This is a genomic window from Stenotrophomonas sp. YJH_SMC_73, from assembly GCF_059370155.1.
On sequence record NZ_JCAFTJ010000004.1, the window covers coordinates 173,870 to 198,406 of the forward strand.

At 67.2% G+C, this 24,537-nt stretch carries 20 protein-coding genes; 8 read left to right on the plus strand and 12 right to left on the minus strand.

Annotated features, from left to right (window positions below; all coding sequences use genetic code 11):
• Positions 1-234: 234 nt before the first annotated feature.
• Positions 235-801, minus strand: a complete 567-nt coding sequence (locus AC5P8R_RS08070; RefSeq protein ID WP_014646548.1) for an N-acetylmuramoyl-L-alanine amidase — start codon at positions 799-801, stop codon at positions 235-237.
• Positions 802-873: 72 nt separating this feature from the next.
• On the opposite strand from AC5P8R_RS08070, the gene AC5P8R_RS08075 reads away from it, so the two are divergent.
• The gene (locus AC5P8R_RS08075) at positions 874-1,401 is read left to right on the plus strand and encodes an alpha/beta hydrolase (protein WP_032961606.1); all 528 of its coding nucleotides are present in this window, start codon (positions 874-876) and stop codon (positions 1,399-1,401) included.
• Between the two features lie 145 nt (positions 1,402-1,546).
• Positions 1,547-3,685, plus strand: a complete 2,139-nt coding sequence (gene rlmKL, locus AC5P8R_RS08080) for a bifunctional 23S rRNA (guanine(2069)-N(7))-methyltransferase RlmK/23S rRNA (guanine(2445)-N(2))-methyltransferase RlmL (protein ID WP_046429770.1) — start codon at positions 1,547-1,549, stop codon at positions 3,683-3,685.
• 120 nt (positions 3,686-3,805) lie between these two features.
• On the opposite strand, the gene AC5P8R_RS08085 is transcribed toward rlmKL, so the two are convergent.
• The 6 genes from AC5P8R_RS08085 to aptA form a co-directional block, all read right to left on the minus strand.
• Positions 3,806-4,135: a DUF3325 domain-containing protein gene (locus AC5P8R_RS08085; protein WP_495223239.1), complete on the minus strand. Its 330-nt coding sequence runs from the start codon at positions 4,133-4,135 to the stop codon at positions 3,806-3,808.
• Positions 4,132-5,769 carry a PepSY-associated TM helix domain-containing protein gene (locus tag AC5P8R_RS08090; RefSeq protein ID WP_100449696.1) on the minus strand — a complete coding sequence of 546 codons (1,638 nt, stop codon included), beginning with the start codon at positions 5,767-5,769 and terminating at the stop codon, positions 4,132-4,134. Before AC5P8R_RS08090 ends, AC5P8R_RS08085 begins: the two co-directional genes overlap by 4 nt.
• Entirely contained in the window at positions 5,766-6,080 is a 315-nt protein-coding gene (locus AC5P8R_RS08095) for a DUF3649 domain-containing protein (protein ID WP_169412223.1), read from the minus strand. The genes AC5P8R_RS08090 and AC5P8R_RS08095 overlap by 4 nt, the downstream gene beginning before the upstream one ends.
• A 245-nt stretch (positions 6,081-6,325) precedes the next feature.
• Complete coding sequence (locus tag AC5P8R_RS08100; protein ID WP_046429775.1) at positions 6,326-7,612, minus strand: DUF445 domain-containing protein; 1,287 nt, start codon at positions 7,610-7,612, stop codon at positions 6,326-6,328.
• A gap of 124 nt (positions 7,613-7,736) precedes the next feature.
• On the minus strand, positions 7,737-8,615 hold the full coding sequence (locus tag AC5P8R_RS08105) for a ParB N-terminal domain-containing protein (RefSeq protein ID WP_014646555.1): 879 nt from the start codon (positions 8,613-8,615) through the stop codon (positions 7,737-7,739).
• Between the two features lie 63 nt (positions 8,616-8,678).
• Complete coding sequence (aptA, locus tag AC5P8R_RS08110) at positions 8,679-10,031, minus strand: omega-aminotransferase AptA (protein ID WP_495223240.1); 1,353 nt, start codon at positions 10,029-10,031, stop codon at positions 8,679-8,681.
• A gap of 103 nt (positions 10,032-10,134) precedes the next feature.
• Between aptA and AC5P8R_RS08115 the strand changes: the two genes are divergently transcribed.
• Positions 10,135-11,631, plus strand: coding sequence for an aldehyde dehydrogenase (locus AC5P8R_RS08115; protein WP_495223241.1), 1,497 nt, complete (start codon positions 10,135-10,137; stop codon positions 11,629-11,631).
• A 200-nt stretch (positions 11,632-11,831) separates the two neighbouring features.
• Positions 11,832-13,133 (plus strand): MFS transporter, encoded by a 1,302-nt coding sequence (locus tag AC5P8R_RS08120; RefSeq protein WP_164232474.1) that lies wholly within the window; start codon positions 11,832-11,834, stop codon positions 13,131-13,133.
• Here AC5P8R_RS08120 and AC5P8R_RS08125 read toward each other — a convergent pair.
• The 3 genes from AC5P8R_RS08125 to AC5P8R_RS08135 all read right to left on the minus strand — a co-directional run bounded on the left by AC5P8R_RS08125 (position 13,114) and on the right by AC5P8R_RS08135 (position 16,663).
• The gene (locus AC5P8R_RS08125) at positions 13,114-13,575 is read right to left on the minus strand and encodes a bacteriohemerythrin (RefSeq protein ID WP_004151683.1); all 462 of its coding nucleotides are present in this window, start codon (positions 13,573-13,575) and stop codon (positions 13,114-13,116) included. The two genes, AC5P8R_RS08120 and AC5P8R_RS08125, sit on opposite strands and share 20 nt — an antisense overlap.
• Positions 13,576-13,660: 85 nt before the next feature.
• A complete protein-coding gene (locus AC5P8R_RS08130) occupies positions 13,661-15,004 on the minus strand; it encodes a diguanylate cyclase (protein WP_329889866.1) in 1,344 nt (447 codons plus the stop codon).
• Positions 15,005-15,100: 96 nt separating this feature from the next.
• Positions 15,101-16,663: an MASE1 domain-containing protein gene (locus tag AC5P8R_RS08135; RefSeq protein ID WP_495223242.1), complete on the minus strand. Its 1,563-nt coding sequence runs from the start codon at positions 16,661-16,663 to the stop codon at positions 15,101-15,103.
• Between the two features lie 489 nt (positions 16,664-17,152).
• On the opposite strand from AC5P8R_RS08135, the gene AC5P8R_RS08140 reads away from it, so the two are divergent.
• Positions 17,153-17,611 (plus strand): hypothetical protein, encoded by a 459-nt coding sequence (locus AC5P8R_RS08140; RefSeq protein WP_230548564.1) that lies wholly within the window; start codon positions 17,153-17,155, stop codon positions 17,609-17,611.
• 158 nt (positions 17,612-17,769) lie between these two features.
• Here AC5P8R_RS08140 and AC5P8R_RS08145 read toward each other — a convergent pair whose 3' ends face one another.
• Both AC5P8R_RS08145 and AC5P8R_RS08150 read right to left on the minus strand, forming a co-directional pair.
• Positions 17,770-19,362, minus strand: a complete 1,593-nt coding sequence (locus AC5P8R_RS08145) for an MASE1 domain-containing protein (protein WP_049405548.1) — start codon at positions 19,360-19,362, stop codon at positions 17,770-17,772.
• Between the two features lie 225 nt (positions 19,363-19,587).
• The gene (locus AC5P8R_RS08150; RefSeq protein WP_495223243.1) at positions 19,588-20,865 is read right to left on the minus strand and encodes an NAD(P)/FAD-dependent oxidoreductase; all 1,278 of its coding nucleotides are present in this window, start codon (positions 20,863-20,865) and stop codon (positions 19,588-19,590) included.
• A 161-nt stretch (positions 20,866-21,026) separates the two neighbouring features.
• Here AC5P8R_RS08150 and AC5P8R_RS08155 point away from each other — a divergent pair, with 161 nt between their 5' ends.
• The 3 genes from AC5P8R_RS08155 (at position 21,027) to AC5P8R_RS08165 (ending at position 24,383) form a co-directional block, all read left to right on the plus strand.
• Positions 21,027-21,788 (plus strand): gamma-glutamyl-gamma-aminobutyrate hydrolase family protein, encoded by a 762-nt coding sequence (locus AC5P8R_RS08155; RefSeq protein WP_014646563.1) that lies wholly within the window; start codon positions 21,027-21,029, stop codon positions 21,786-21,788.
• Positions 21,785-23,182, plus strand: coding sequence for a glutamine synthetase family protein (locus tag AC5P8R_RS08160; RefSeq protein ID WP_032960938.1), 1,398 nt, complete (start codon positions 21,785-21,787; stop codon positions 23,180-23,182). The genes AC5P8R_RS08155 and AC5P8R_RS08160 overlap by 4 nt, the downstream gene beginning before the upstream one ends.
• Positions 23,183-23,273: 91 nt before the next feature.
• Positions 23,274-24,383, plus strand: coding sequence for a polyamine ABC transporter substrate-binding protein (locus tag AC5P8R_RS08165; RefSeq protein WP_481443702.1), 1,110 nt, complete (start codon positions 23,274-23,276; stop codon positions 24,381-24,383).
• The last annotated feature ends 154 nt before the right edge of the window (positions 24,384-24,537 follow it).

Genomic DNA, 24,537 nt, shown 5'->3' on the forward strand with positions numbered 1-24,537 from the left:
CGGAGAACGGTTCTGACCCCATCAACCGAAAATCGGGTCAGAGCCCGTTGCGTAGCAACGGGATCCGACCCCGTGTCGATTCGAAGGATCGCGGAGAACTGTTGAAGGCGGGGTGGGGCCGGTTGCGGGGGTGTCCGCAACCGGACCCACCCCGCCATCCCACGGAATGCCAGCGTTTGACGTTGACGTTGACGTTGCCGTTGCCTCTGCGGGTGCAGGGCGCAGCCCTGCCGCTTACCCAACCGGCTGCAACGGCACCTTCGCCAGCACCCGCGCCCACGGGAACAGCGGCCCCGGATCGCGCTTGCGCGCCACCGTCAACGTCGCATCGTCGCTGGCCGGCACCCGTTCCAGGTCCAGCTGGTCATGCCCGGCAATCCGTCGCAGCGACGGGTAGTGCGCCACCAGCGCCAGCAGCAGCTGTTCCAGCGCCTGCAGCTGTGCCTCGGTGTAGGCCTCGTCCATCGCCTGGTGGCGGCTGTCGAACCAGTCCGGATAGCGCCCGGTATTGACCAGCTCGATGCCCAGCGTATGCGCGTTCATGCCGCGCACGTGATGGGCCACGCGTTCCGGTGCCACGTACTGCACCACGCTGCCATCGCGGTCGATGTAGAAGTGCCCGCTGTTGCCGGCGCCGCTGTCGTACAGTACGCGCTCGCCGTACTCGCGGGCCGTCGCCAGATCGGGCAGTTCGGTGCAGTGGATCACCACCATCTCCAGCGTGGCCGGGTCGCGCAGCGGCAGACGGTCTTCGTAGGGCAGGGGCTGCAGCTGCAGGCCGGGCAGGAGCGGGTTGGGCATCCGGCGATGCTAGCATTGCGGCATGAACCTGCCTTCTCTTTCCTCGTTGGCCCGCTCGCACGGAGCACGTGCATGAGCCGCGGCCACTGCATCCTGTCGCATGGCTTCGAGAGCGGCCCGGAAGCGACCAAGGTCACCGCGCTGGCCGACGTGGCGCAGCGCCTGGGCTGGACCCATGAGCGCCCGGACTACACCGACCTGGACGCGATGAGCGAGGTCAGCCGGGTAGGCGACGTGCCGACCCGCCTGCGCCGCCTGGTCGAGCGCGCCGCCATCGCGGCCCGGCAAGGGCCGGTGGTGCTGGCCGGCTCCAGCCTGGGCGCCTACATTTCCGCCATCGCCTCGTTGCAGGTACCGGTGGCCGGCCTGTTCCTGATGGTGCCGCCGACCACGATGGGCCCGATGCCGGCGCTGGACGCCGCCGCCGTGCCGACCACCGTGGTCCAGGCCTGGCATGACGACGTGGTGCCAGCAGCGGGAGTGATCGCGTGGGCGCAGGCGCGCTCGGCGCAGCTGCTGCTGGTCGACGACGGCCACCGCCTCGAGCGCCACGTGGAGGCTTCCGCGCAGGCCTTCGAACGCTTGCTGCGGCAACTGTGAAGCCCGGGCGCACGGCGCGCCCGCCCGCATTGACTACAATGGCAGCCCCGCCGCCCCCGGCGCGGGCCTGCCGGCCGTGCCTACGGCCCTCCTTTCCGACCGGCCCGGCCCCTGTGCCGCGCCCGACCACCTGCGAACCGATCCCGTGAAATTCTTCGTCTCCTGCGCCAAGGGCCTGGAATACCTGCTTGCCGATGAACTGTCGGCCCTGGGCCTTGGCAAGGCCACTGCCACCATTGCCGGCGTCAACGCCGAGGGCGAACTGGCGCAGGCGCTGCGGATCGTGATGTGGTCGCGCCTGGCCAGCCGCGTGCTGTGGCCCATCGACGAGTTCGAGTGCCCGGATGAGCAGGCCCTGTATGACGGCGTGCGTGCGCTGCCGTGGCACGAGCACATCACGCCGGAGATGACCCTGGCGGTGGACGCGCACGTGTCCGGCGACAAGATCACCCACGCCCGCTTCGCCGCGCAGCGGATCAAGGACGCCATCGTCGACCGCATGCGCGATGAAGGCCTGGAACGCCCCTCGGTCAACACCGATCTGCCCGACGTGCGCGTCAACCTGTCGCTGCGCAAGGGCCGTGCCTCGTTGTCGATCGATCTCGGCGGCGGCCCGCTGCATCGCCGTGGCTGGCGTGGTGCTGCCCACGAGGCACCGCTGAAGGAAAACCTGGCCGCCGCGCTGCTGCTGCGCGCGCAATGGCCGCGCCTGCACGCTGCCGGTGGTGGCCTGCTGGATCCGATGTGCGGCAGCGGTACCCTGCTGATCGAAGGTGCGCTGATGGCCGCCGACGTCGCTCCCGGCCTGATGCGTCATGGCAGCCTGCCGCCGAGCCGCTGGCTGGGCTTCGACAAGGCCGCCTGGAAGTCCATCCAGAGCGAAGCACGTGAGCGCGAAGCGGCCGGCCTGGCCGCGCTGAAGCCAGTCATCCACGGCAGCGACATCGATCCGACCGCGATCCAGGCGGCACGCGAGAACGCCGAGGTCGCGGGCGTCGCCCACGCGATCCGCTTCACGCGCGCCGACGTGGCCGACCTGTCCGCGCCGGAGCAGGAGATCGGTGCGGTGGTCTGCAACCCGCCGTACGACGAACGCCTGGCCGCCGATCCGGCGCTGTACCGCGCGCTGGGCAACGCCCTGCAGAAGGCGGTGCCGCAGTGGCGCGCCAGCCTGCTGTGCGGCAACGACGAACTGGCCTTCGCCACCGGCCTGCGCGCCGGCAAGAAGTACCAGATGTTCAATGGTGCGCTGGAGTGTGCGCTGATCGTCTGCGACCCGATCGCCGTGCCGGGCCGTGATCCGGCACAGCCGCGCGAGCTGAGCGAAGGCGCGCAGATGGTGGCCAACCGCCTGCGCAAGAACCTGAAGAAGTTCAAGAGCTGGCGTGCCCGCGAAGACATCACCTGCTTCCGCGCCTATGACGCCGACCTGCCGGAGTACGCGGCCGCCATCGACGTCTACGAGGAAGACGGCGGCAAGCGCCGTACCTTCCTGCACGTGCAGGAATACGCCGCACCGGCTGCCATTCCCGAGAACGACGTGCGCCGCCGCCGCAACGAGCTGCTGGCCGCTGCGCGCGAAGTGTTCGGCGTGCCGCCCGAGCAGGTCTCGATGAAGTCGCGCGAGCGCGGCAAGGGCGGCAGCAAGTACGGCCGCTTCGAGCAGCGTGACGAATTCATCGTGGTGCGCGAGAACAATGCACTGCTGCAGGTGAATCTGTTCGACTACCTGGACACCGGCCTGTTCCTCGACCACCGCCCGCTGCGCCGGATGATGGCCGAGCAGGTACGTGGCAAGCGCTTCCTCAACCTGTTCTGCTACACCGGCGTGGCCAGTGTGCAGGCGGCGGTGGCCGGTGCCGCCAGCACCACCAGCGTCGATCTGTCGGCGACCTACCTGCAGTGGTGCTACGACAACCTGGCGTTGAACGGGCAGGGCGGCAACCAGCACCTGCTGGTGCAGGCCGACGCGATGGCGTGGCTGGAGGGCGACCGTGGCCAGTACGACGTGATCTTCTGTGACCCGCCGACCTTCTCCAACTCCGCGCGCGCCGATGACTTCGACGTGCAGCGCGAGCAGATCAAGCTGCTGCGTGCAGCCGTGGCGCGGCTGGCGCCGGGCGGCGTGCTGTACTTCTCCAACAATTTCCGCCGCTTCAAGCTGGAAGAGAACGCCATCGCCGAATTCGCCCAGTGCCGCGAGATCACCGCGCGCACCATCGGCCCGGACTTCGAGCGCAACGCGCGCATCCACCGCGCGTGGGAATTGAAGCGGTTGGGGTAACGCGACGCCCGGGGTCGGATCCCCTGCGCGAAGCGCAGGGGCTCTGACCCCATCCGGATCTACGCACCAGGGGTCAGAACCCTTGCGCTTCGCGAAAGGGATCCGACCCCGGTGGCCCGGCTACAGCACCGCCACCACCAGCCCCAGCACCGGCAGCACGATCGCCAACGCCGCGATCCACTTCGGCCGGTACGGGTACAGCCCGAACGACAGCGCCAGACCGCCCAGTGTCATCGTGCCCAGCCACAGCACCGGGCCCATCGCCCAGCCGTGGTCGACCACGCACAGCGCGAACGCCACCGTCAGCAGGGCCCAGCCCAGCACGCGCCACTGGGTGCGCCGTGCGGGCGTGGCTGCGGCCCTGCCGTGCAGGTCGTGCTGGTGCTTTTCCATCGCCAGCGACAACGCGGTGAACGCGGAGAACGACAGGGCCAGTGCCAGCAGCATCATGCGCTGGCCTCCGCTTCGGCGGTTTCCGCAGCGTCCACCGGGGCCCTGGGTGCTGCTGCGGCGGCGGCGCGCTTCTTCTTCTCGGCCGCGCTCAGCGGTGGCGTCCAGCGCTGCATGCGCCAGCCGCACAGCGCCAGCATCGCACCGAACGCGATCATCGACAGATCGACGCCAGCCAGTACCCAGTCACCGCTGCGCAGTGTGATGCCAAGATGCGCGTGCGTGGTCAGCGCGTTGACCACCGGTACCAGCGCGAACGCAGCCGCACCCAGGTACAGCTGCCACGCCCACATCATCCGCTTCGGCCAGATGAAGGCGGCCAGCAGCGCGCCGCCCCAGGCGTAGAAGAACACGTTGGCCTCCGCACTCGCGCGCCCGGCGATGTCCAGCGGCAGCAGGCGGTTGCCCCAGAAGTAGGCCGCGAAAGCGATCGGCAGGCCGGCCACGGTGCCGATGTTCAGCGCATCGACCAGGCGCAGGCCGAAGCCGGTGCGGCCGCTCTTGGCATGCCTGGGCCGTTCCTTCACCGCCCACAGCACCACGCCGCTGGCCACCATCAGGCAGCCGACCAGGCCGGACAGGAAGAACAGTGCACGCAGGCCCCAATCGGCGAAGCGCGCCAGGTGCAGGCCGTACAGCACGCCACGGGTGGCGGTGGCGCCGCCGGACGGCGGCGTTTCCTCCAGCAACGTGCCGTTGACCATGTCGTAGCGAACGGCGGGAGTGTCGGTGGACAGGCGCTTGCCGTCGCGTTGGCGGATGTCGATCACCGCATTGGCCGCCCCCGGGTTGGACACGGTGAAGCCGGCCACTTCCACGCCGTGCCAGTGCGCACGTGCGCTGTCCAGCAGCTGCGCGATCGGCAGCGGCGTGGCGCGTCCTTCGGCCGGCGCGGTCACCTCCGGCATGCCGCCGAAGGCTTCGCTGAAGAACTTGTCTTCGTCCTGCGGGTAGGCGACTTTCACCCCCCACGGCAGGTACATGACCATCAGGGTGACGATGCCGGTGTAGGTGATCATCGCGTGGTAGGGCAGGGCCATCACCGCACTGACGTTGTGGAAATCGAGCCAGGAACGCAGGCCCTTGTCCTTGCGGAAGGTGAAGAAGTCCTTGAAGATTTTCTTGTGGGTGATGACGCCGGTGATGATCGCCACCAGCATGAACATCGCGCAGAAGCCGACCAGGTAGCGCGCCCACAGCACCGGGATGTAGTGCAGGTCGAAATGCAGGCGGTAGAAGAAATCACCGCCCCGCGTTTCGCGTGCCTTCAGTGCCTGGCCGGTATTCGGGTCCAGCGTGGCTTCGCCGAAGCCACCGCGACGGCCGCGACTGGGATCGGCCAGCTCCGGTGGCAACCGCCAGAACATCTGCATGGCCGGGTTGCGCGGCTGCGGCAGGGTGACGAACCAGTTCCCGGCCTGCGCCGCATTGGCCTGCAGGTAATCCACGGCGCGCTGCGCGGCGACATCGATGCTGACCTGGCTGGACGGAAGTTCCGGTCGCATCCAGCGGCTGATTTCCTCGCGATAGTAGCTGGCGGTGCCGGCCATGAAGATCAGCAGCAGCAACCAGCCGACCAGCAGGCCGGTCCAGGTATGCAGCCAGGCCATCGATTGGCGGAAGCCGTTCTTCATGCCCAGGCCCCCAGCAGGCGCGCAATGGCCACCATCAGCAGGGTGGGAGCGAGAATGCCGACCCAGGCGCGCAGCGCGCTGCGGGTCGCGAACGCCCACAGCGCTGCGCAGGCGGCCACCAGGATGGCCAGCAGCATGCCGGTCAGCACGGCCTGGCCGCGCGCACCGGGCAGCGCCACCGCGCAGAACACGCTGGTGGCCGAAGCCAGCGCGTAGCCGCCGAAGATCGCGGCCAGCGAGCGTGACAGCACGCCCCAGCGTGGATTGGAGAAGAAGGTGCGGGGGCTGGCGGTTGCGGGCGAGCGGTCCACGGCGTTCCTGCAGGTAGGAGAGGGGATGGAACGCGTCCGCGGCCCCCTTGCGCCCTGCGCATGTCGCCCAGCGTGTCCCATCGACGAAGCACTGCCCGCGCAGGCGGGCAATCCAGAGGTCGGGGATGTACACGGGCGATGGGCGCGTCTTCCGCGCCCGCTTGGCTAAGCGTACAACCGATCAGTAAATGATAGGCATTCGCATTTTATGAATCAAGCATGATGATCCGGGGGCGCACCGGGGCCTAGAACCTGAACACCACTGTCGCCGCATGCAGCAACAGGCCGATCAGCCCACCCACCAGCGTGCCGTTGAAGCGGATGAACTGCAGGTCGCGGCCCACGCTCAGTTCCAGCTGTTCGACCAGATGGCGCTCGTCCCAGCCCTTCACGGTCTGCGCGATATGCGTGGTCACACCCTCGCGCAGGCGGCCGGTCAGGCGTTGCGCACCTTCCAGCAGGTGCTGGTTGAGGGCCTCGCGCAGGGCCGGGTCGGCCTGCAGGCTGGCGCCCAGCGAGGCGAGGCTGCGCTGCAGGTGTCCGACCAGCGCCGAGTCCTCGCGCTGCAGGTCGTCGCGCAGGCTGGCGTGGATGCGCGCCCACAGCCCTTGCACGTAGTCCTGCAGGGCGGGGTGGTCGATCATTTCCCGCTTGAGCTGTTCGATGCGCTCGGCCAGGGCCGGGTCCTCGCGCAGGCGCTGCACGTAGTTCTGCAGCCAGGTCTCGTAGTCCTGGCGCAGCGGATGCTGCGGCTCGGCCAATACCTGCTGCAGTTCTTCCAGCACCGCCCGCGCCAGGCGCTCGGCCAGGCTGTCGCCGATCTCATCGATCGGCTTCACCCAGTTCACCGTGCTCGACAGCGTCGGCCATTCGCGCTGGATGTAGCGCACGATCAGCTGCGAGGCGCGTTCCTTCACTTCTGGCTGTTCCAGCCAGCGGCCGAGCCGCTGCAGGCCCTCGTCCAGCACGCGCTGGTGGCGCCCGTCGGCGGTCAGCAGGGCCAGCAGCTCACCGGCGGTGGCGGCGGCATTCCACTGCCGCAGCTGCTGCACCACGAACGCATGCAGCTGCCGGCGCACCGCTGTCTCGTCGAAGAAGTCCAGTGCCTGCAGGGCCCAGCCGCGTGCCATGTCGGCCAGCATCCGCGAGCGCGCCGGGTCGGCCAGCCAACTGCCGAGGCGGCTGGCCGGATCGAACACCTGCAGTTTGGCCAGCAGCACCTGCGGTTCCAGGAACTGGTCACGCACGAACAGGGCGAGGCTGTCGCCGATGCGTTCCTTGCTGCGCGGGATGATCGCAGTGTGCGGAATCGGCAGGCCCATCGGGCGCCGGAACAGCGCGACGACGGCGAACCAGTCGGCCAGTGCGCCCACGGCTGCGGCCTCGCAGAACGCCGAGACCCAGGCCCAGATGCCGCGTTCGCCCTGCCAGTGGCTGACCGCGAATCCGGCCAGCATCAACAGCAGCAGGCCCAGTGCGAGGGCTTTCAGGCGTCGCAGCTGAGCGCGGCGCGGATCGTGGGCAGGCGTCATGCCGGAAGTCTAACCGCAGCCCGGTGACGCCTGTCTGTAGAGCCGAGCCCATGCTCGGCTGCCTTGCGCGTGGCAAAGAGCAGCCGAGCATGGGCTCGGCTCCACAGAAGCGCGTCGAGAGCGCTTACAGCGCTTCCAGTTGCTTGCGCAACGCAGCCAGCTGCGCGCGCAGGGTGTCGTTCTCGCGGGTCAGCGCGACGACGCGGCGGCGCAGTGCCGGGGCATCCTCGCCCAGTTGTTCCAGCGCCGACAGTACTTCGGCGTCGCGGCTGGCGATCTGCTCCTCGTCCGGTTCCTCGAAGTCCATCTCGGCCGCTTCCGGCTTCGGTGCGCGCGGCTTGCGCTTGGACTCGCGCACGCGCTTGGCGGCCTGCTTCAGCTCGTCCTTGCCACCGGCGGCGGCGGCGCGCTGCTCTTCTTCCGGCAGGTCGGCCACGGCGGCGGCGGCGCTGATCGAGATCACGCCGGCCTTGACCGCTTCCACCACCTCGGCGGCGGCCTGGGCGTGGATGCGCTCGATCATGCCGACCTGGCTGGTGCTCAGCTTGGCTTCGCGCGCCAGCTCGGCGCGGCTGATCTTCGGTGCCGGTTCCCACGGCGGACTGTCTTCACCGGTCTCATCGGCGACGTCGGCGGTGCCATCGCTCTCGCGCTGCAGCTGCGCCTGCTCGACCTGCTTGCGGGCGGCCAGGATGTCGCGCTTGCGCAGCGCCAGCACGCCGCGCTGGAAGTCGGACACGCTGCGGCGGCCCAGATGCTGTTCGATCATCCACAGGTGCACGTCTTCCATGCTCTGGAAGCGGGTGTTCTGCACGGTATTGAAGGGCAGGCCATGCTTCTGGCAGATGCCGAAACGGTTATGGCCATCGACCAGTACATTCCCCCACAACACCAGCGCATCGCGGCAGCCTTCGGCCAGGATGCTGCGCTCCAGCGCGTCATGTTCGTCCGCGGTCAGCGGGTCGATGTAGGCCTTGAGTTCTTCTTTGACGACGATATCCATGGGCACGGCAGCGAGCAGGAGCGGAACCGCCCATTGTACCCGCTCGCCACCACCGGCCCGGGCTCAGGCGGTGGCCCGGATCATCTCGCCCAGGGTGCCGGTGACCTGGTCGATCTGCGCCTTGTCCACGATCAGCGGCGGCGACAGCGCGATGATGTCGCCGGTGCAGCGCACCAGCAGTCGGCCGTCGTGGAAGCAGCGCCGGTAGACCTCGTAGCCCCGGCTGCCCGGCGCATCGCGGCGAGGCGCCAGCTCAACCGCGCCGACCAGGCCGAAGTTGCGGATGTCGATCACGTTGGGCAGGCCCTGCAGCGCATGCAGTCGTTCCTGCCAGTACTCGCCCAGCTCGATGGCGCGCTCGAACAGACGCTCCTCGGCATAGACCTCCAGCGTCGCCAGCGCCGCGGCGCAGGCCAGCGGGTGCCCCGAACAGGTATAGCCATGGAAAAGCTCGATGGCCTGTGGCGGTGCCTGCATCAGGGTTGCATGCACGGCGTCGCTGGCCAGCACGCCACCCAGCGGTACCGCGCCGTTGCTGACCGCCTTGGCGAAGGTCAGCAGGTCCGGGGTGACCCCGAAGCGCTGCGCGGCGAAGGGCATCCCAACCCGGCCGAAACCGGTGATGACCTCGTCGAACACCAGCAGGATGCCGTGCTGGTCGCACAGTTCGCGCAGGCGCTGCAGGTAACCCGGTGCGGGCAGGATCACCCCGGCTGAGCCGGCAATGGGTTCAACGAATACGGCGGCAATCGTCGAGGCATCATGCAGCGCGATCAGCCGTTCCAGGTCATCGGCCAGCTCCGCGCCCTGGCGTGGCAGGCCCCTGCTGAACGCATTGCGCGGCAGGTCCAGGGTGTGGCGCAGGTAGTCGACGCCGCCCAGCTGCAGGCCGAACGGCTTGCGGTTGTTGGGCAGCCCGCCCAGCGCCATGCCGCCGAAACCCACCCCGTGGTAGGCCTTCTCGCGGCTGATGAAGCGGGTGCGCTGGCCCTCGCCGCGCTGGCGGTGGTAGGCCAGCACGATCTTCATCGCGGTATCCACCGCCTCGGAACCGGAGCTGGTGAAGAACACATGGTTGAGCGGGCCCGGCGCCAAGGCGGCCAGCCGCTGCGCCAGCGCGAAGGCCGGCGGCGAGCCCATCTGGAAGGCCGGCGAATAGTCGAGCGTGCGCGCCTGCTCGACGATGGCCTCGACGATGCGCGGCCGTGCATGGCCCGCGTTGCAGCACCAGAGGCCGGCGGTGCCATCGAGGATCTGGCGGCCGTCGACATCCTCGTAGTGCATGCCCTCGGCACGCACCAGCACACGCGGCGCGGCCTTGAACTGGCGGTTGGCGGTGAACGGCATCCAGTACGCCTCCAATGACTCCGGGCGTCGGGTGGCCAGATCGTGCAGGTCGCTCGCGGAACGCTTCATGCCAGCTCCATCGGGTCCGATGGGGGAAATGTAGCGCAGCCACGTCACGGTGGAGTCGCGGCCGCGCCGGTATAACCGGGGAAACTGTTCCGAGGAGCCCGACATGGCCGACTTTCCCGACCGCAGCCACTGGCAGGCGCTGGCCCAGCAGCTTTCGATACCCGGACAGGCCTTTATCGAGGGTCGTTACACCGACGCTGCCAGCGGCGCGCGCTTCGACTGCATCAGCCCGATTGATGGTCGCGTGCTGGGGGTGGTCGCCGACTGCGATGCACAGGACGTGGAGCGCGCAGTGGGCGCGGCGCGGCGTGCCTTCGATGCGGGCCACTGGTCACAGGCCAGCCCGGCCCATCGCAAGCGCGTGCTGCTGGCGTTGGCGGCGTTGGTGGAAAAACACGCGGACGAGCTGGCCCTGCTGGAAACCCTGGACATGGGCAAGCCGGTGCGTGATGCGCGTCGTATCGACCTGCCCGGCGTGGTGCGCTGCCTGCGCTGGACGGCCGAAGCGGTGGACAAGCTGTACGGTGAGGTCGCGCCCACCGGCCCGCATGAGCTGGGCCTGGTCACGCGCGAGCCCGCCGGCGTGGTGGCGGCGATCGTGCCGTGGAATTTCCCGTTGCTGATGGCGTGCTGGAAGATCGCGCCTGCATTGGCCATGGGCAACTCGGTGGTGCTCAAGCCTTCCGAGCGCTCGCCCCTGAGTGCGTTGCGGCTGGCGGCGCTGGCCGCCGAAGCGGGCCTGCCGGAGGGCGTGCTGAACGTGCTGCCGGGCCACGGTGCGCGCGTCGGTGAGCCGTTGGCCCTGCACATGGATGTGGACGTGCTGGCGTTCACCGGCTCCACGGCCACCGGCGCGCGGCTGCTGCAGTATTCAGGGCGGTCCAACCTCAAGCGGGTCTGGCTGGAGTGTGGTGGCAAGAGCCCGCACGTGGTGTTTGCCGATGCCCCCGATCTGGATGCCGCTGCGAAGGCGGTGGCACGGGGCATCTTCTTCAACCAGGGCGAGGTCTGTACTGCCGGGTCACGGCTGCTGGTGCAGCGCTCGATCCGCGAGGATTTCGTGCACCAGGTGGTTGCCTACGGCCAGCACATGCAGCCGCGCCACCCGCTTGACGCCGACGCACCGATGGGCGCGCTGGTGGATGCCGCGCATCTGGACAAGGTGATGGGGGATATCGTGCGTGCCGAAAGCGAGGGCGCCCGCCTGCTGCTGGGCGGTCATCGCGCCGATGTCGAGGCGGGCGGTTGTTATGTGCAGCCCACGGTGTTCGATCAGGTGAGCCCCGACCAGGCATTGGCGCGCGAGGAAGTATTCGGGCCGGTGCTGGCGGTGCTCGGCTTTGACGACGAAGCCGAAGCGGTGCGCCTGGCCAATGACAGCCGCTACGGCCTCGCCGCCGGCCTGTGGACGCGCGATCTTGCCCGCGCCCATCGCGTCGCACGCCAGCTGCGCGCCGGCAGCGTCTGGGTGAACGGCTGGGATGGCGGTGACATGACCGCCCCGTTCGGTGGCTACAAGCAGTCCGGCAATGGGCGCGACAAATCGCTGCATGCGTTCGACAAGTACAGCGAGATCAAGGCCACCTGGATCCAGCTGTAACGGCGTCGGGACTTGCGCCCACCTGTGGAGCCGAGCCGATGCTCGGCTGCATTTCGTGGAATGTGGTCGAGCAGGGGCGAGAACCTGCAGAACAATGGCGCCTGCCACCCTCGTTGGCATCGGTGTCGGCTGAAACCATCGTCCCGTGCGGCCACCGGCCCGTGGCAGAATCGGGCGATCCGCCGTTACCCGTGTTGCCGATGTCGACGATCACCGCTGCCGCACCGCCCGTGAACTCTCCCCGCCGCGTCCTGTTGGCCAGCCTGATCGGCACCACCATCGAATTCTTCGATTTCTACATCTACGCCACGGCCGCGGTGCTGGTGTTCCCGCACCTGTTCTTCCCGGACAGCAGCGAACAGGCGGCGCTGTTGCAGTCACTGGCGACCTTCGCGGTGGCGTTCATCGCACGGCCGGTCGGCTCGGCGGTGTTCGGCCATTTCGGCGACCGCATCGGCCGCAAGGCCACCCTGGTCGCCGCGTTGCTGACCATGGGCCTGTCCACGGTGCTGATCGGTCTGCTGCCGACCCACGCGCAGATTGGCCTGTGGGCGCCCGCGCTGCTGGCGCTGTGCCGCTTCGGCCAGGGCCTGGGGCTGGGCGGCGAGTGGGGTGGGGCGGTGCTGCTGGCCACCGAGAACGCGCCGCCGGGCAAGCGCGCCTGGTACGGCATGTTCCCGCAGCTGGGCGCGCCGATCGGTTTCCTGTTGTCGGCGGGCATTTTCCTGGCGCTCGGCCGCTGCCTGAGCCAGGACGACTTCCTGCAGTGGGGCTGGCGTATTCCGTTCGTGGCCAGCGCGCTGCTGGTCGGCCTGGGCCTGTGGGTGCGCCTGAACATCCATGAGACGCCCGACTTCAAGCAGGCACTGGAGCGCAAGGCGCCGGTGCGGCTGCCGATGTGGACGGTGCTGCGTGACCATCCGGTGGCGATGCTGCTGGGCACGCTGGGGGCGTTCGCCACCTTCGTGCTGTTCTACCTGATGACCGTGTTCAGCCTCGGCCATGGCACCGCCGTGCTGGGCTACAGCCGCGAGCAGTTCCTGCTGATGCAGATGGCCGGCATGCTGTTCTTCGCGCTGGGCATCCCGTTGTCGGCGCGCTATGGCGACCGCTGGGGCACGCGTCGCACGATGATCGTGGCCAGCGTGCTGATCATCGGCTTCGGCGTGCTGTTCGCTCCGCTGTTCCAGCCGCACAGTCCCTGGCTGGTCACGGCGTTCCTGTGCCTGGGCCTGTTCCTGATGGGGCTGACCTACGGCCCCTGCGGCACCTTCCTGGCCGAGATCTACCCGGTGGAAGTGCGCTACACCGGCGCCTCGCTGTCATTCAACCTGGCCGGCATTCTGGGTGCGGCGCCGGCGCCGTACCTGGCCACCTGGCTGGCCGAACGCTTCGGCCTGGTCGCGGTCGGCTACTACCTGTGCCTGACTGCGGCAGCGACCCTGTGCGCGCTGGTGGCCCTGCACCGGCGCGCGCTGCGGCTCAGCCAAAGAAACGCTTGAGCGTGCGCCCCAGCCAACCGCCGCCCTGGTGTTCGCGGGCGAACTGGTTCAAGTGCGCCTTGACCTGTTCGGCGTAGGCCTGGTCATCGCCGCGGATGTGGTTGAACAACCAGCGCGAGAGCATGGTGCGCAGTTCATCGCTGATGTCCTCGCCGGCCTGGAAGCGCATGCGGTACTCCGATACCCGCTTGATGAAGACTTCATGCACGCGCTTGTGCGCGGCACAGAACGGATAGCCCGCTTCCTCCATCAGTTCTTCCTCGAACGCGAAGTGCGACATGGTGTAGTCCACCACTTCGTCGATCACCTCGCCCACTGCCGCACGCTGCATGCTGGCCTGGGCCACGTGCAAATGGTTGAGCATCTCGATGATGCGGCGGTGTTGTTGGTCGATCACATCGATGCCGATGTTCAGATCGTCCTGCCAGACCAGTAGTGCCATCCCCGGCTCCCCTTCATGCGTATGTCGGGGCTGACTGTAGAGCTGCCGCGCTGGCGCGGCGTTGATCTGGATCAAGGCTGCCCGGTCAGGTCAGCGCGGCCTCGCGCGGGCGCAGCGGGCTGGCCACCGTGGTGCAGCTGACCCGGTTGCGGCCGCCGGCCTTGGCCAGGTACAGCTGGCGGTCGGCTTCGGAGATCAGCCGATGCAGTGCATCGCGCTGCGGGCGCAGGCAGCACAGGCCGATGCTCACCGTCATGCGCAGGCTGGCGGTGCCGATGTCCACTTCCAGCGCGGCGATGCGCTGGCGCAGTTCCTCGAAGTACAGCAGGGCCTCGTCCTGCTCCATGTCCGGCACCAGCAGGCAGAACTCCTCGCCGCCGAAGCGGGCGGTCAGGTCGTGGCTGCGGGCATGCGCGGCCACCGCACCGGCCACCGCGCGCAGCGCGTCATCGCCGGCTTCGTGACCGTAGGTGTCGTTGATGTGCTTGAAGTGGTCGATGTCGATCATTGCCACCGCCACGCACTGGCCATGCAGCTGCAGTTGCGGCAGCTGGCGCTGGCTCTGTTCCAGGAAGCAGCGACGGTTGGGCAGGCCGGTGAGGAAGTCGCGGGTGGCCAGGTCCTGCAGCGTGCCGATCAGCTCCAGCTGGTCCACGTTCTGCGAGACCCGGCAGAAGAACTCCTCGCGCGAGAACGGCTTGCGCAGGAAGTCGTTGGCGCCGTTCTTCAGGAAGCGCGGGATCAGCGAGGCATCGGCATTGCCGGAAATGCCGATCACCGCCACCTTGTCGCGCGAGCGCAGGGTGCGCAGGCGGCGGGTGAACTCCACGCCCTGCATGCCCGGCATTTCCTGGTCGACCACGGCCAGGCGGATCGCAGGATGCGCGTCGATCGCGGCCAGGCCCTCGTTGCCGTCAGCGGCCTCGTGCACCTCGTGGCCATACATGCGCAGCAGGGCGGCGGCATAGCCGCGCGCGGACGGCGAGTCGTCCACCACCAGTGCCGCAATGCGCCGGTTGCGCTCCAGGCGCTGCACCAGCCACACCAGGTAGTCGATGCTGCCCGGCGTGTTCTTCAGCACGTAGTCGATGATCTGCTGCTGCAGTACGCGCTTGCGCAGATCCTCGTCGTAGACGCTGCTGACCACCACGGTGGGCAGGCCGCGCCTGAGGAAGAACTCGACCACCGCGTCGCGGTCGCCGTCGGCCAGCACCAGCCCGGTCAGTACCAGGAACCAGCCCCCATCCTCGCTCAGCAGGCGATCGGCCTCGGCCAGGGTGGAAGCGATCACCACCGGCAGTTCCAGGCGCTGCTCGATGGCCTCGCGCAGCATGCCGGTGAACGCACGGGAGTTTTCGACCAGCAGGATCCGCTGCGGCAGCGGATCGGCCAGGTCGCCATCGACGGCGGCCTGCGGCAGGACGGGCATGATGCGGTGGCTCACGAGGGAGGGACTCGGCACGGATAGCGGCGGTTTCGGGTGCAACTTTAGCCGGAGCAGCGTGCCCTGCGCGTCGTTCACCGATCAGGCAGGCGATGCGAATGCCGCCGCTGTACCCGCAAGCGATTCGTGCAGGACGAGCCGGAGCCGGTTGCCACGGCAATGCACCGTGCCGCCGTAGGCCATTATCCGGCCGGCCAGACGCTCGATGGCCTGCTGAACGGTCCGGTTCGACAGCGTGCGACCGCGGTCAAGCAGGCCAACGACCACCACGATGCCGCGCCGGTCGCCCGCCTGGCCGCTCCGGGCGCGCACGCTGACCTGTCCCGACTCCAGTTCCAGCAGCAGCGACACCGCCTCGATCAGCGAGCGATAGATGGCGAGCTGCAGGTCGACAGTCAGCAGGCAGGGGTTGCCCTCCAGCCGGGGCGGAATCACGCGATGGGAGTTGTCCCAGCTTTCGCATGCGCCGCCAACCCGCAGCGCGATATACAGCCCAACCTGCTCCAGCCCCGTGGGGTAGACCAGACTGGCCTGTTCACGGAACAGCCGCGAGTGCACGGATGAGGCGTGCTGCAGGCTGTTGGCCACCGCATGATGCCCCTGCGCCTTGAGCCAGCTGACCATCTCGCCGAGCGAGCTGTCCATGCCTTCGCCGAGTTGCTTGAGATGGGAGGCGCGCTCGCGAAGCTCACGCTCACGGGTCTGGTGCGAACTACGTGCCAGGCGCAACGTGGTTTCCTCTGCCAGTCCACGGCACCGTGCACGCTCATGGTGATAGCTGATGCTGGACCCCAGGGCGAGCAGTGCGACACTCATCACGGCCATGTTCTGCTGGGTGGCGAAGGTGCCCAGGTCGAACGAGGACGGTAGGCCGGTGCTGGGTGTGGCGAAATGGAGTGGAAGGTTCAACAGCGGAATCGCGATGGCAGCGCCACGCCACCCATGCATGAAGGTCAGGGCGATCGCTGGGAGGGAGGACAGCAGTACCAGGTGGGTGCGTGTGGTGTGGGCGCTGATGGCCGTAAGCTGCATGCACAGGCCCAGGACCAGCATCACCAGGATGGCCGTGACCGTAGGCGCAGCAAAGCGGCGCGTCCAATTGGGGGCCGCGTGTCGTCGCGACCAGAGGAATGCCAACGGCACGAGGGTGATGATGGCGGCGAAGTGGCCAAAGATCGTGCGATCAACTGCGCTAAGCAGGTTGCTCGGCGGTGGGTTCGACCACAGAGCAAATGAAATGCCCATATTGAGAGCCGGGACGAACAACGCCATGCAGAAGGTCAACGACAGCAACCAGAGGCCGGTGGCGGACTCCGATGGCATTCTAATGCGATGCAGGTAGACCACCAGCATCGCCACCGGCATCAGCAGCGTCGAGGCCAGGATGACCCAGGCCAGGCCGTAGCTGTCGATCATGGGAATGCGCAAGGTTGCGAAGTACGCGTACTCGCCAAGCAGCAGGTAGGGCCACAGGCGGGTCGGGACGATCAGTAGTGCCGCTGCCCGGATGCCCGCGGGCAGGAAGAACTGATCCAGCGAGAACTGACGCGAGGCAAGGCAGCCCAGGGCGTAGACGGCCGCGAGTGCGATTCCGACGGGTCGGATCCGGAAGCTCAGTTCAATTGCTTCTTTGAATCGGTCCAAGCCCGCGCCTCTCATCTCCCGGCCAATGATGACTGACCACTTCCGCAGACACTATCGACAGTTGGAGATGGGTGCAATCGAGGTGTCTGGCCTCCCTTTGCGCTGCAATCGGCGGCTTCCCATGCTTCGAGGCCCTACATGCCCGGCAGTGCGGCGGCATAGCCACCAGAGGACGGTGAATCATCCACAATCAGTGCGCCCATGTGTCGATCGCGTTTCAGCCGTTGCACCCGCCACGTTCGGCGGTTGATGCTGTCCGCTGTGTTCGCCGTCACACAATCGACGACATCCTGCTGTTGCACGCGCCTGTCCAGGTCCTTGTCGCAGATGCCGCTGACCCGCACCGTGCGCGGGTTTCGCCGCGGGTATTGGCGATTTCGGAGGCAGCTTCGGCGTGGCATGGGTTTGCATCGATCCAGTGGATTATCTCCGACAGGCACTGCGGAGTCCGCCCGGTATATGCTGATGCGATTGGCGGTAGCATCCTTCTTGATCCGTATCGCATCCAACCTGGAGGTCAGTGTGAGAAGTTTCCGAATTCATGCATTTGCTGGTGCATTGATGTTGGTGCCGGTATCCGTTTTTGCTTTTGCCCCGAGTGACGACCATGGAATCAAGTTGGCCGGCCAAGGACTCGGCCAGTCGACTCCGCAGGCACAAGACCTGAGCGTGGATCCCGGCTGGTTGGTCTATGGGTTCGAGCGCGATGGCATGGATTATTTCCAGGTAAACGATCTCGCAGGGCACGTGCACATCGTGATCGGCAATGCTGCCGGCACGTTCTGGGTGCTGCCGGCAGGTGACCCGTCTGCGAAGGTGTCGTTGCCGGAGCAGCGCCTGCCTGTTCCCGCCAAGGCCACCAGAACGGTTGTCTATCGGGCCCCCGCATTCACGCTGGTCAGATATGCAAGCGGAGCTGATGTGTTGTGGGCAGTAGAGGCACCCTGATACTGACAGTTGCCGGGATATCGGCCAGCTTCAGTATCAGACTGCATGGGCACCCGGTGTTCGCCGGGTGCCCATGACGCCCTGGGCCAGGGGGACGAGCGGGACGTTATGCGATTCTGCTGTGTTGGTTCGATCCGGTCGCTTGACTGTGAAATGCACTACTGCAGCGCAGAGGGTGCGGGGCAGCCGTACCGCGATGGAGTACTGGCTACTGCCTCCAGTCTGGTTTCGCGGTCGAGGAACAGAATCCTGACCCGGTTGCGATAGCAGTCAACGGTCCCGTCATAGGGGAGGGTTCGCCCGGTCAGTCGCTCGAACGCTGCCATCGTTGTCTGCTTGGAAAGGCGTCTGCGCTGTTCCAGCAGTGACACGACCATGAGGATTCCGCGCCTGGAGCCCATTCTGCCGCACCTTGCACGAATGCGAATCTGACCACCTTCATGCTTGAGAAGAATGGAGACCGCGTCAATCAGTGTCCGGTAAGCGGCCAACTGCAGTTCCACGCTCAGGTTGCAGGGGTCGCCTTTCAGATCCGGGCGGAGAACGCGCTCCGTCAGCTTCCACGACTCCCGGATGCCACCCGCCTGCAGGGCCACGTAAAGCCCAAGATGCTCCAGGCCCGAGGGATAGACCATGCTTGTCTGTTCGCGAAAGAGCCGCGAATGTACATTCGAGGTATGCAGAAGGCTGTTGGCCACTGCGTGATGTCCCTGGGCCTTGAGCCATTCGGCCAGCTCAACCAGCGACGTATCAATGCCGTCGCCGAGCTTGCGAAGGTGCAGGGCACGTTCACGCAGCTCCATCTCGCTGGCCAATTGCGAGCTCCTCGCCAGATGGATGGCGTCCCTTTCCCCCATCTCGCGCAGCCTGTAACGGTGGTAGAAGTGGGTGATGCGTGATCCGAGCAGCAGCAATACGATGCCGCTGATCGCCATGATCTGCTGGGTGATGAAGGCCGCTGGATCGAATGCGGTGGGATGGGTGTTGGGCGTGGTCAGGCCGATGACCATGTTGAGCACCGGCACTGCAAGGGCAGCCCCCTTCCAGCCATACAGGCAGGTAAGCGCGGCCGCGGGGAGTGCCAACAGCAGCAGGAACGTTGCCTTCAATGCAATCCAGTCTGCGGGCAGTTGAGTCGCTGCTATCCCGATCAGCAGCATCGATGAAAGTGCTGCCAGCATCGGGGTCTTTCGTCGAGCGTTCCACTCCTGCCCCACGTCCTGCCGCGCCCACAGCATGGCGATGGGGGCCACCGTCAGAATGCCGATGAAATCACCCACGCTGAAGCGCGCGGCATTGGTCAGGAAGGGTGTGGAAGGAGGTGTTGGCCAGAGCAGATGGGAAAAGCTGAGGTTGAGCAGAGTAATAACGACGCTGGAAGCGGCGGCAATCAACAAGAGGCCGATCGTCTGCGACTCCGCCATCAGTCGCCGTTGCAGCTTCACAATCAGCATCACCGCTGGCATGAGGAATGCGGAGGCAACAATGACCCATGTCAGGCCGTACTTCTCGATCATCGGCACGCGGGACTGTGCAAAGTACGCATATTCGCCCAGCAGCAGGTAGGGCCACAGGCGCGGCGGGCACAACAGCACGGCTGCCACCCGGATGCCGGCTGGCAAATAGAACTGATCCAGCGACAGCTGTCGGGTTGCCCAATAGGCAACTGCATAAAGCAAGGCAATCATCAGGCCAGCCGGACGAATGCGCACCTTCAGCAACAATCCTTCTTTCCACCAGTCCAATCGCACGTCCCCCTCTCCTACGTGTCCCCTGTCAGCATCCATTCGCCGCGGGGCCCGGTTTCTCAGGACGGTATCGGTCTGCGAACGATTATGCAATTGCATAGCTGCGCATTTAGGAAATTGTCCAGCCATCCATCACAGATGTCGCGTGAAAATCTGTGACGTGTGCAGCACGATCAGCGCTGCGGTACGTTTGTCAGAACGTTCAATACAGGTGGAGATGCAGAATCTTCACCACAACGCATCCCGCAGCTTGTACCAGGACATCGCCGCCACCAGCAGCGGCGTGCGCAGCAGCCGGCCGCCGGGGAAGGGCGCATGCCGCAGGCGCTGGAATACGTCCAGGCGCTCGCTCTGGCCCTCGATGGCGGCCGCGATGACCTCGCCGGCCAGCCCGGCGGCGGCCACCCCATGGCCGGAGAAGCCCTGCGCGAAGTACAGGTTGCCGTCAAGCCGGCCCCAATGCGGGGCGCGGTTGCGGGTGATGTCCACATAGCCGCCCCAGACCTGGTCCAGGGCCACGTCGGCCAGCTGTGGGAACACCTGGTGCATGCGCCGCTGCATCACCCCGCGCAGGCCGGGTGGGGGCAGCGCCGAGTAGCTGGCGCGCCCCCCGAACAGCAGCCGATGGTCATGGCTGAGGCGGAAATAGTCCAATGCCCAGGCGGTGTCGGCCACGGCCATGTCGTTGCCGATCAGGGCGCGGGCGCGCTCGGCCCCCAGCGGCGCGCTGGCGCCGATATAGGTGCCGACCGGCATGATCCGCCGTTCCAGCTCGGGCAGCAGGCCCTGCAGCCAGGCATTTCCGGCCACCACCAGATGCGCGGCGCGTACGCTGCCCTGCGCGGTGTGCAGGGTGGGCTGCGGTCCGCGCTGCACGCGGGTTACCGCCGAATGCTCGTGGATCACCACGCCGGCCGCGCGCGCCGCATCGGCCAGACCGCGCGCATAGGCCAGCGGGTGCAGGTGCGCGCTGAGCGGATCGAACATCGCGGCACGATAGCGCGGGCTGTCCAGCTGCGCGCGCAGGGCGTCACGGTCCCACCACTGCATGGGGTAGTCGTAATGGCGTTGCAGGTGCTCGCAGTTGGCCCGCAGCTCGCGCTCATGGCGTTCGCGGATGGCGACGCTGGCGTGGCCTTCCACCCAATGGCAGTCAATGCCGTGGCGATTGATGCGGGCGCGCATCGCCTGCACCGCGTCGCGCGACCAGTCGAACAGGTGGCGCGCATCATCACGACCGAGCTGACGCTCCAGTTCGTCCACCTCGCAGCCATAGCCGACCAGCGCCTGCCCGCCGTTGCGGCCGGACGCGCCCCAGCCGATCCGCTGCGCTTCCAGCACTACCACGCGCCGGCCACGTGCCGCCAGTTCCAGGGCTGCGGTCAGGCCGGTATAGCCGGCGCCCAGCACCGCAACGTCGGCCTGCACATTACCCTGCAGCGGGGGCAGTGCGGGCGGTTCGGGCAGGCTGGCGGCGTACCAGCTGGGCGGGAACGCGGCGCTCACTGCAGGCCTCGCGGGTGCAGGGCGGGAGGGCGGAGCGGGGCAGGTCGATCGGCGTTCACCCCGGTAGTTTCGCCGATGCGTGACGGCTGTGGTGTGACGGCACCGACTTGCCGCCTTCGCCGGGCGACGGGTAACGTGTTGGCACGCCAAGGAGTTTTCCCATGCGCCGCCTGCCCTGGGTGGGCCTGCCCACCGACAGCACCGTGCTCGGCCATCACCGTTTCGCGGTGGCCGGCGAGAAGTACGTGCGCGCGCTGGCCGAGGCGGCCGAGGTGACTCCGGTAGTGTTGCCGAGCCTGCAGCCACCGCTGCCGGCCGGCGACTGGCTGCAGGGGCTCGATGGCCTTCTGTTGACCGGTGCGGTCAGCAATATCGAACCGCAGCACTACGAAGGTGGCCGCAGCTGGCCAGGCAATCCACATGACCCGGCCCGCGATGCCAATGCCTTCGCGTTGCTGCACGAGGCACTGGCGCTGGACCTGCCGGTGCTGGCGATCTGCCGCGGCTTCCAGGAGTTGAACGTCGCGCTGGGCGGCAGCCTGCATCCGCAGGTTCACGCGGTGCCTGGCCTGGCCGACCATCGCGAAGAACCGCAGGCGCCGGTGGAGGTGCAGTATGGGCCGGCGCACGCGGTCACGCTGGCCGCCGATGGCTGGCTGGCGCAGTGGCACGGCAGTGGCCGCGCGCAGGTCAATTCGGTACACGGGCAGGGTGTCGCCCGCCTGGCGCAGGGGCTGCAGGTCGAGGCCGTGGCCGACGATGGGCTGGTCGAAGCGGCACGCAGCCTGCACCATCGTTTCGTGCTCGGCGTACAGTGGCACCCGGAGTGGCGTGTCATGCAGGCGCCGTTCTATCACGCTATTTTCCGTGCGTTCGGCCAGGCTTGCCGGCAGCACCAACAGAACCGACTGGATTCCCGATGAGTTCCCGAACGCGCCCGCGCAAGACGGCCACGCCCCCCGCACCGCAGGAAAGCACGCTGCTGCGCTGGCTGAAGGAGCGGCGCATCACCGAGGTGGAATGCCTGGTGCCGGACATCACCGGCAACGCGCGCGGCAAGATCATTCCCGCCGACAAGTTCTCGCACGACTACGGCACGCGCCTGCCTGAGGGCATCTTCGCCACCACCGTCACCGGCGAGTTCCCTGACGATTATTACGAGCTGACCTCGCCGTCCGACTCGGACATGATGCTGCGCCCCGATCCGGACACGGTGCGCATGGTGCCGTGGGCGGCCGACGCCACCGCGCAGGTCATCCACGATTGCTACACCAAGAGCGGTGAGCCGCACGAACTGGCGCCGCGCAACGTGCTGCGCCGCGTGCTGGCAGCCTACGCCGAGCTGGGCCTGCGCCCGGTGGTGGCGCCGGAACTGGAGTTCTTCCTGGTGCAGAAGAACACCGACCCGGACTTCCCGCTGCTGCCACCGGCCGGCCGCTCCGGGCGCCCGGAGACCGCGCGGCAGTCGTACTCGATCGATGCGGTCAACGAGTTCGACCCGATCCTCGACCTGATGTACGACTACGCCGATGCGATGAAGCTGGACGTGGACACGCTGATCCACGAGTCCGGCGCGGCGCAGCTGGAGGTCAACTTCACCCATGCCGATGCGATGGACCTGGCCGACCAGGTGTTCCTGTTCAAGCGCACCATGCGCGAAGCGGCGATGCGCCACGGGGTGTATGCCACGTTCCTGGCCAAGCCGATGGAAAACGAGCCGGGCAGTGCCATGCACATCCACCAGAGCCTGGTGCGGGTGAGCGATGGCAGCAACGTGTTCGCTGGCGAGACCGATGCCGAGGGCGAGTTCAGCCCGGTGTTCGGCCACTACCTGGGCGGCCTGCAGAAGTACGCACCGCAGGCGATGGCGTTCTTCGCGCCGAACGTGAACTCCTACCGCCGGCTGGTGTTCGGCGAAGTCTCGCCGAGCAACGTCCACTGGGGTTTCGACAACCGCACCTGCGGCTTGCGCGTGCCGCTGGATACGCCGGAGAACATGCGCGTGGAAAGCCGTTTCGCCGGGTCCGATGCCAATCCCTACCTGGCGATGGCCGCGACCCTGGCCTGCGGCCTGTTGGGCATCCGCGAGCGGCTGGCACCGGATGCGCCGGTGACCGGCAGCGCCAAGGAACTGGGCTACAACCTGCCGCGCTCGCTGGGCGAGGCGCTGGACGGGCTGGAGCGGTGCAGCGAGCTGCAGGCCCTGCTGGGCGAGCGCTTCTGCCGGGCCTACATCTCGGTCAAGCGCAAGGAATACGAGACCTTTTTCCGCGTCATCAGCTCGTGGGAGCGCGAGTTCCTGCTGCTGAACGTCTGAGCATCCGGAATAGAAAAATCCGCCGCCGGGGGGTAGGCTGGCACCCGTCGCCGGCCCCGCCGGCCCCCCTTCCCGCATTCTGGAGCACCCGATGAAGCTGCGTATCCTCACGCTCGGCCTGGCCTCCGCCATGCTCGCCGCCTGTGGCGGTGGCAATGGCGGCGCGCAGGACAGCCAGGTCCTGAACGTCTACAACTACAGCGATTACATCGCCGAGGACACCATTCCGACCTTCGAGAAGGAGAGCGGGATCAAGGTGACCTACGATGTGTTCGACAGTGACGAGATGGTCGAGACCAAACTGCTGGCCGGCAACAGCGGCTATGACGTGGTGGTGCCGACCCTGAACTTCTTCGGTCGCCAGATCCAGGCCGGTGTGTTCCTGCCGCTGGACAAGAGCAAGATCCCGAACCTGGCCAACCTCGATCCGGCGGTGATGAAGCGCATCGCCACCCAGGACCCGGGCAACCAGTACGGCGTGCCGTACATGATCGGCACCACCGGCATCGGCTACAACGTGGACATGCTGAAGCAGCGCTTCGGCGGCAGCGCCGACATCGCCAACAGCTGGGACCTGGTGTTCAAGCCGGAGAACATCAGCAGGATGAAGGACTGCGGCGTGACCATCCTGGACACGCCGGCGGACATGATCCCGATCGCACTGCATTACCTGGGCCTGGACCCGCACAGCGGCGACCCGGCCGAGCTGCAGAAGGCCGCCGACCTGCTGAAGTCGATCCGCCCGTACGTGCAGAACTTCCACTCCTCGCAGTACGTGGGTTCGCTGGCCAACGGCGGTACCTGCCTGGTGGTCGGCTGGTCGGGTGACATCATCCAGGCCCGCGACCGCGCCGAGGAAGCCAGCAATGGCGTGCACGTGGCCTATTCGATCCCGAAGGAAGGCGCACCGCAGTGGTTCGACATGCTGGCGATCCCGAAGGACGCCAAGCATCCGGAAGCCGCGTACGCCTTCATCAACTACCTGCTGCAGCCGAAGGTTGCCGCGGCCAACACCAACTTCATCCACTACGCCAACCCGGTGCCGACCGCGACCCCGCTGGTGGACGAGGCGATCCGTACCGACCCGACCATCTACCCGCCGGCCGACGTGGCCGAGAAGATGTTCACCTACTCGATCAACACGCCGGAGACCGACAAGCTCTACACCCGGCTGTGGACCGAGGTGAAGACCGGGCGCTAAGGGCTGGCTGGCAGGTGGGTGCCGACCGTTGGTCGGCATGCTTTTCCGGCGGGGCCGACCAACGGTCGGCCCCCACCAGATCTGCAGATCCCCCCGGCCCGGTGGGTGCCACCCGTTGCCGTCATATCCCCTGCAGCCCCCGGCCGTTAGAATG

Excerpts from the sequence above, each read along its gene's own strand:
- aptA (WP_495223240.1), bottom strand. The coding sequence starts at position 10,031 with ATGAAGCGTTCCGCGAGCGACCTGCACGATCTGGCCACCCGACGCCCG.
- AC5P8R_RS08115 (WP_495223241.1), top strand. The coding sequence starts at position 10,135 with ATGGCCGACTTTCCCGACCGCAGCCACTGGCAGGCGCTGGCCCAGCAG.
- AC5P8R_RS08090 (WP_100449696.1), bottom strand. The coding sequence starts at position 5,769 with ATGAAGAACGGCTTCCGCCAATCGATGGCCTGGCTGCATACCTGGACC.
- AC5P8R_RS08160 (WP_032960938.1), top strand. The coding sequence starts at position 21,785 with ATGAGTTCCCGAACGCGCCCGCGCAAGACGGCCACGCCCCCCGCACCG.
- AC5P8R_RS08165 (WP_481443702.1), top strand. The coding sequence starts at position 23,274 with ATGAAGCTGCGTATCCTCACGCTCGGCCTGGCCTCCGCCATGCTCGCC.
- AC5P8R_RS08085 (WP_495223239.1), bottom strand. The coding sequence starts at position 4,135 with ATGATGCTGCTGGCACTGGCCCTGTCGTTCTCCGCGTTCACCGCGTTG.
- AC5P8R_RS08130 (WP_329889866.1), bottom strand. The coding sequence starts at position 15,004 with ATGCCCGTCCTGCCGCAGGCCGCCGTCGATGGCGACCTGGCCGATCCG.
- AC5P8R_RS08120 (WP_164232474.1), top strand. The coding sequence starts at position 11,832 with ATGTCGACGATCACCGCTGCCGCACCGCCCGTGAACTCTCCCCGCCGC.
- AC5P8R_RS08100 (WP_046429775.1), bottom strand. The coding sequence starts at position 7,612 with ATGACGCCTGCCCACGATCCGCGCCGCGCTCAGCTGCGACGCCTGAAA.
- AC5P8R_RS08070 (WP_014646548.1), bottom strand. The coding sequence starts at position 801 with ATGCCCAACCCGCTCCTGCCCGGCCTGCAGCTGCAGCCCCTGCCCTAC.
- AC5P8R_RS08125 (WP_004151683.1), bottom strand. The coding sequence starts at position 13,575 with ATGGCACTACTGGTCTGGCAGGACGATCTGAACATCGGCATCGATGTG.
- AC5P8R_RS08155 (WP_014646563.1), top strand. The coding sequence starts at position 21,027 with ATGCGCCGCCTGCCCTGGGTGGGCCTGCCCACCGACAGCACCGTGCTC.
- AC5P8R_RS08105 (WP_014646555.1), bottom strand. The coding sequence starts at position 8,615 with ATGGATATCGTCGTCAAAGAAGAACTCAAGGCCTACATCGACCCGCTG.
- AC5P8R_RS08075 (WP_032961606.1), top strand. The coding sequence starts at position 874 with ATGAGCCGCGGCCACTGCATCCTGTCGCATGGCTTCGAGAGCGGCCCG.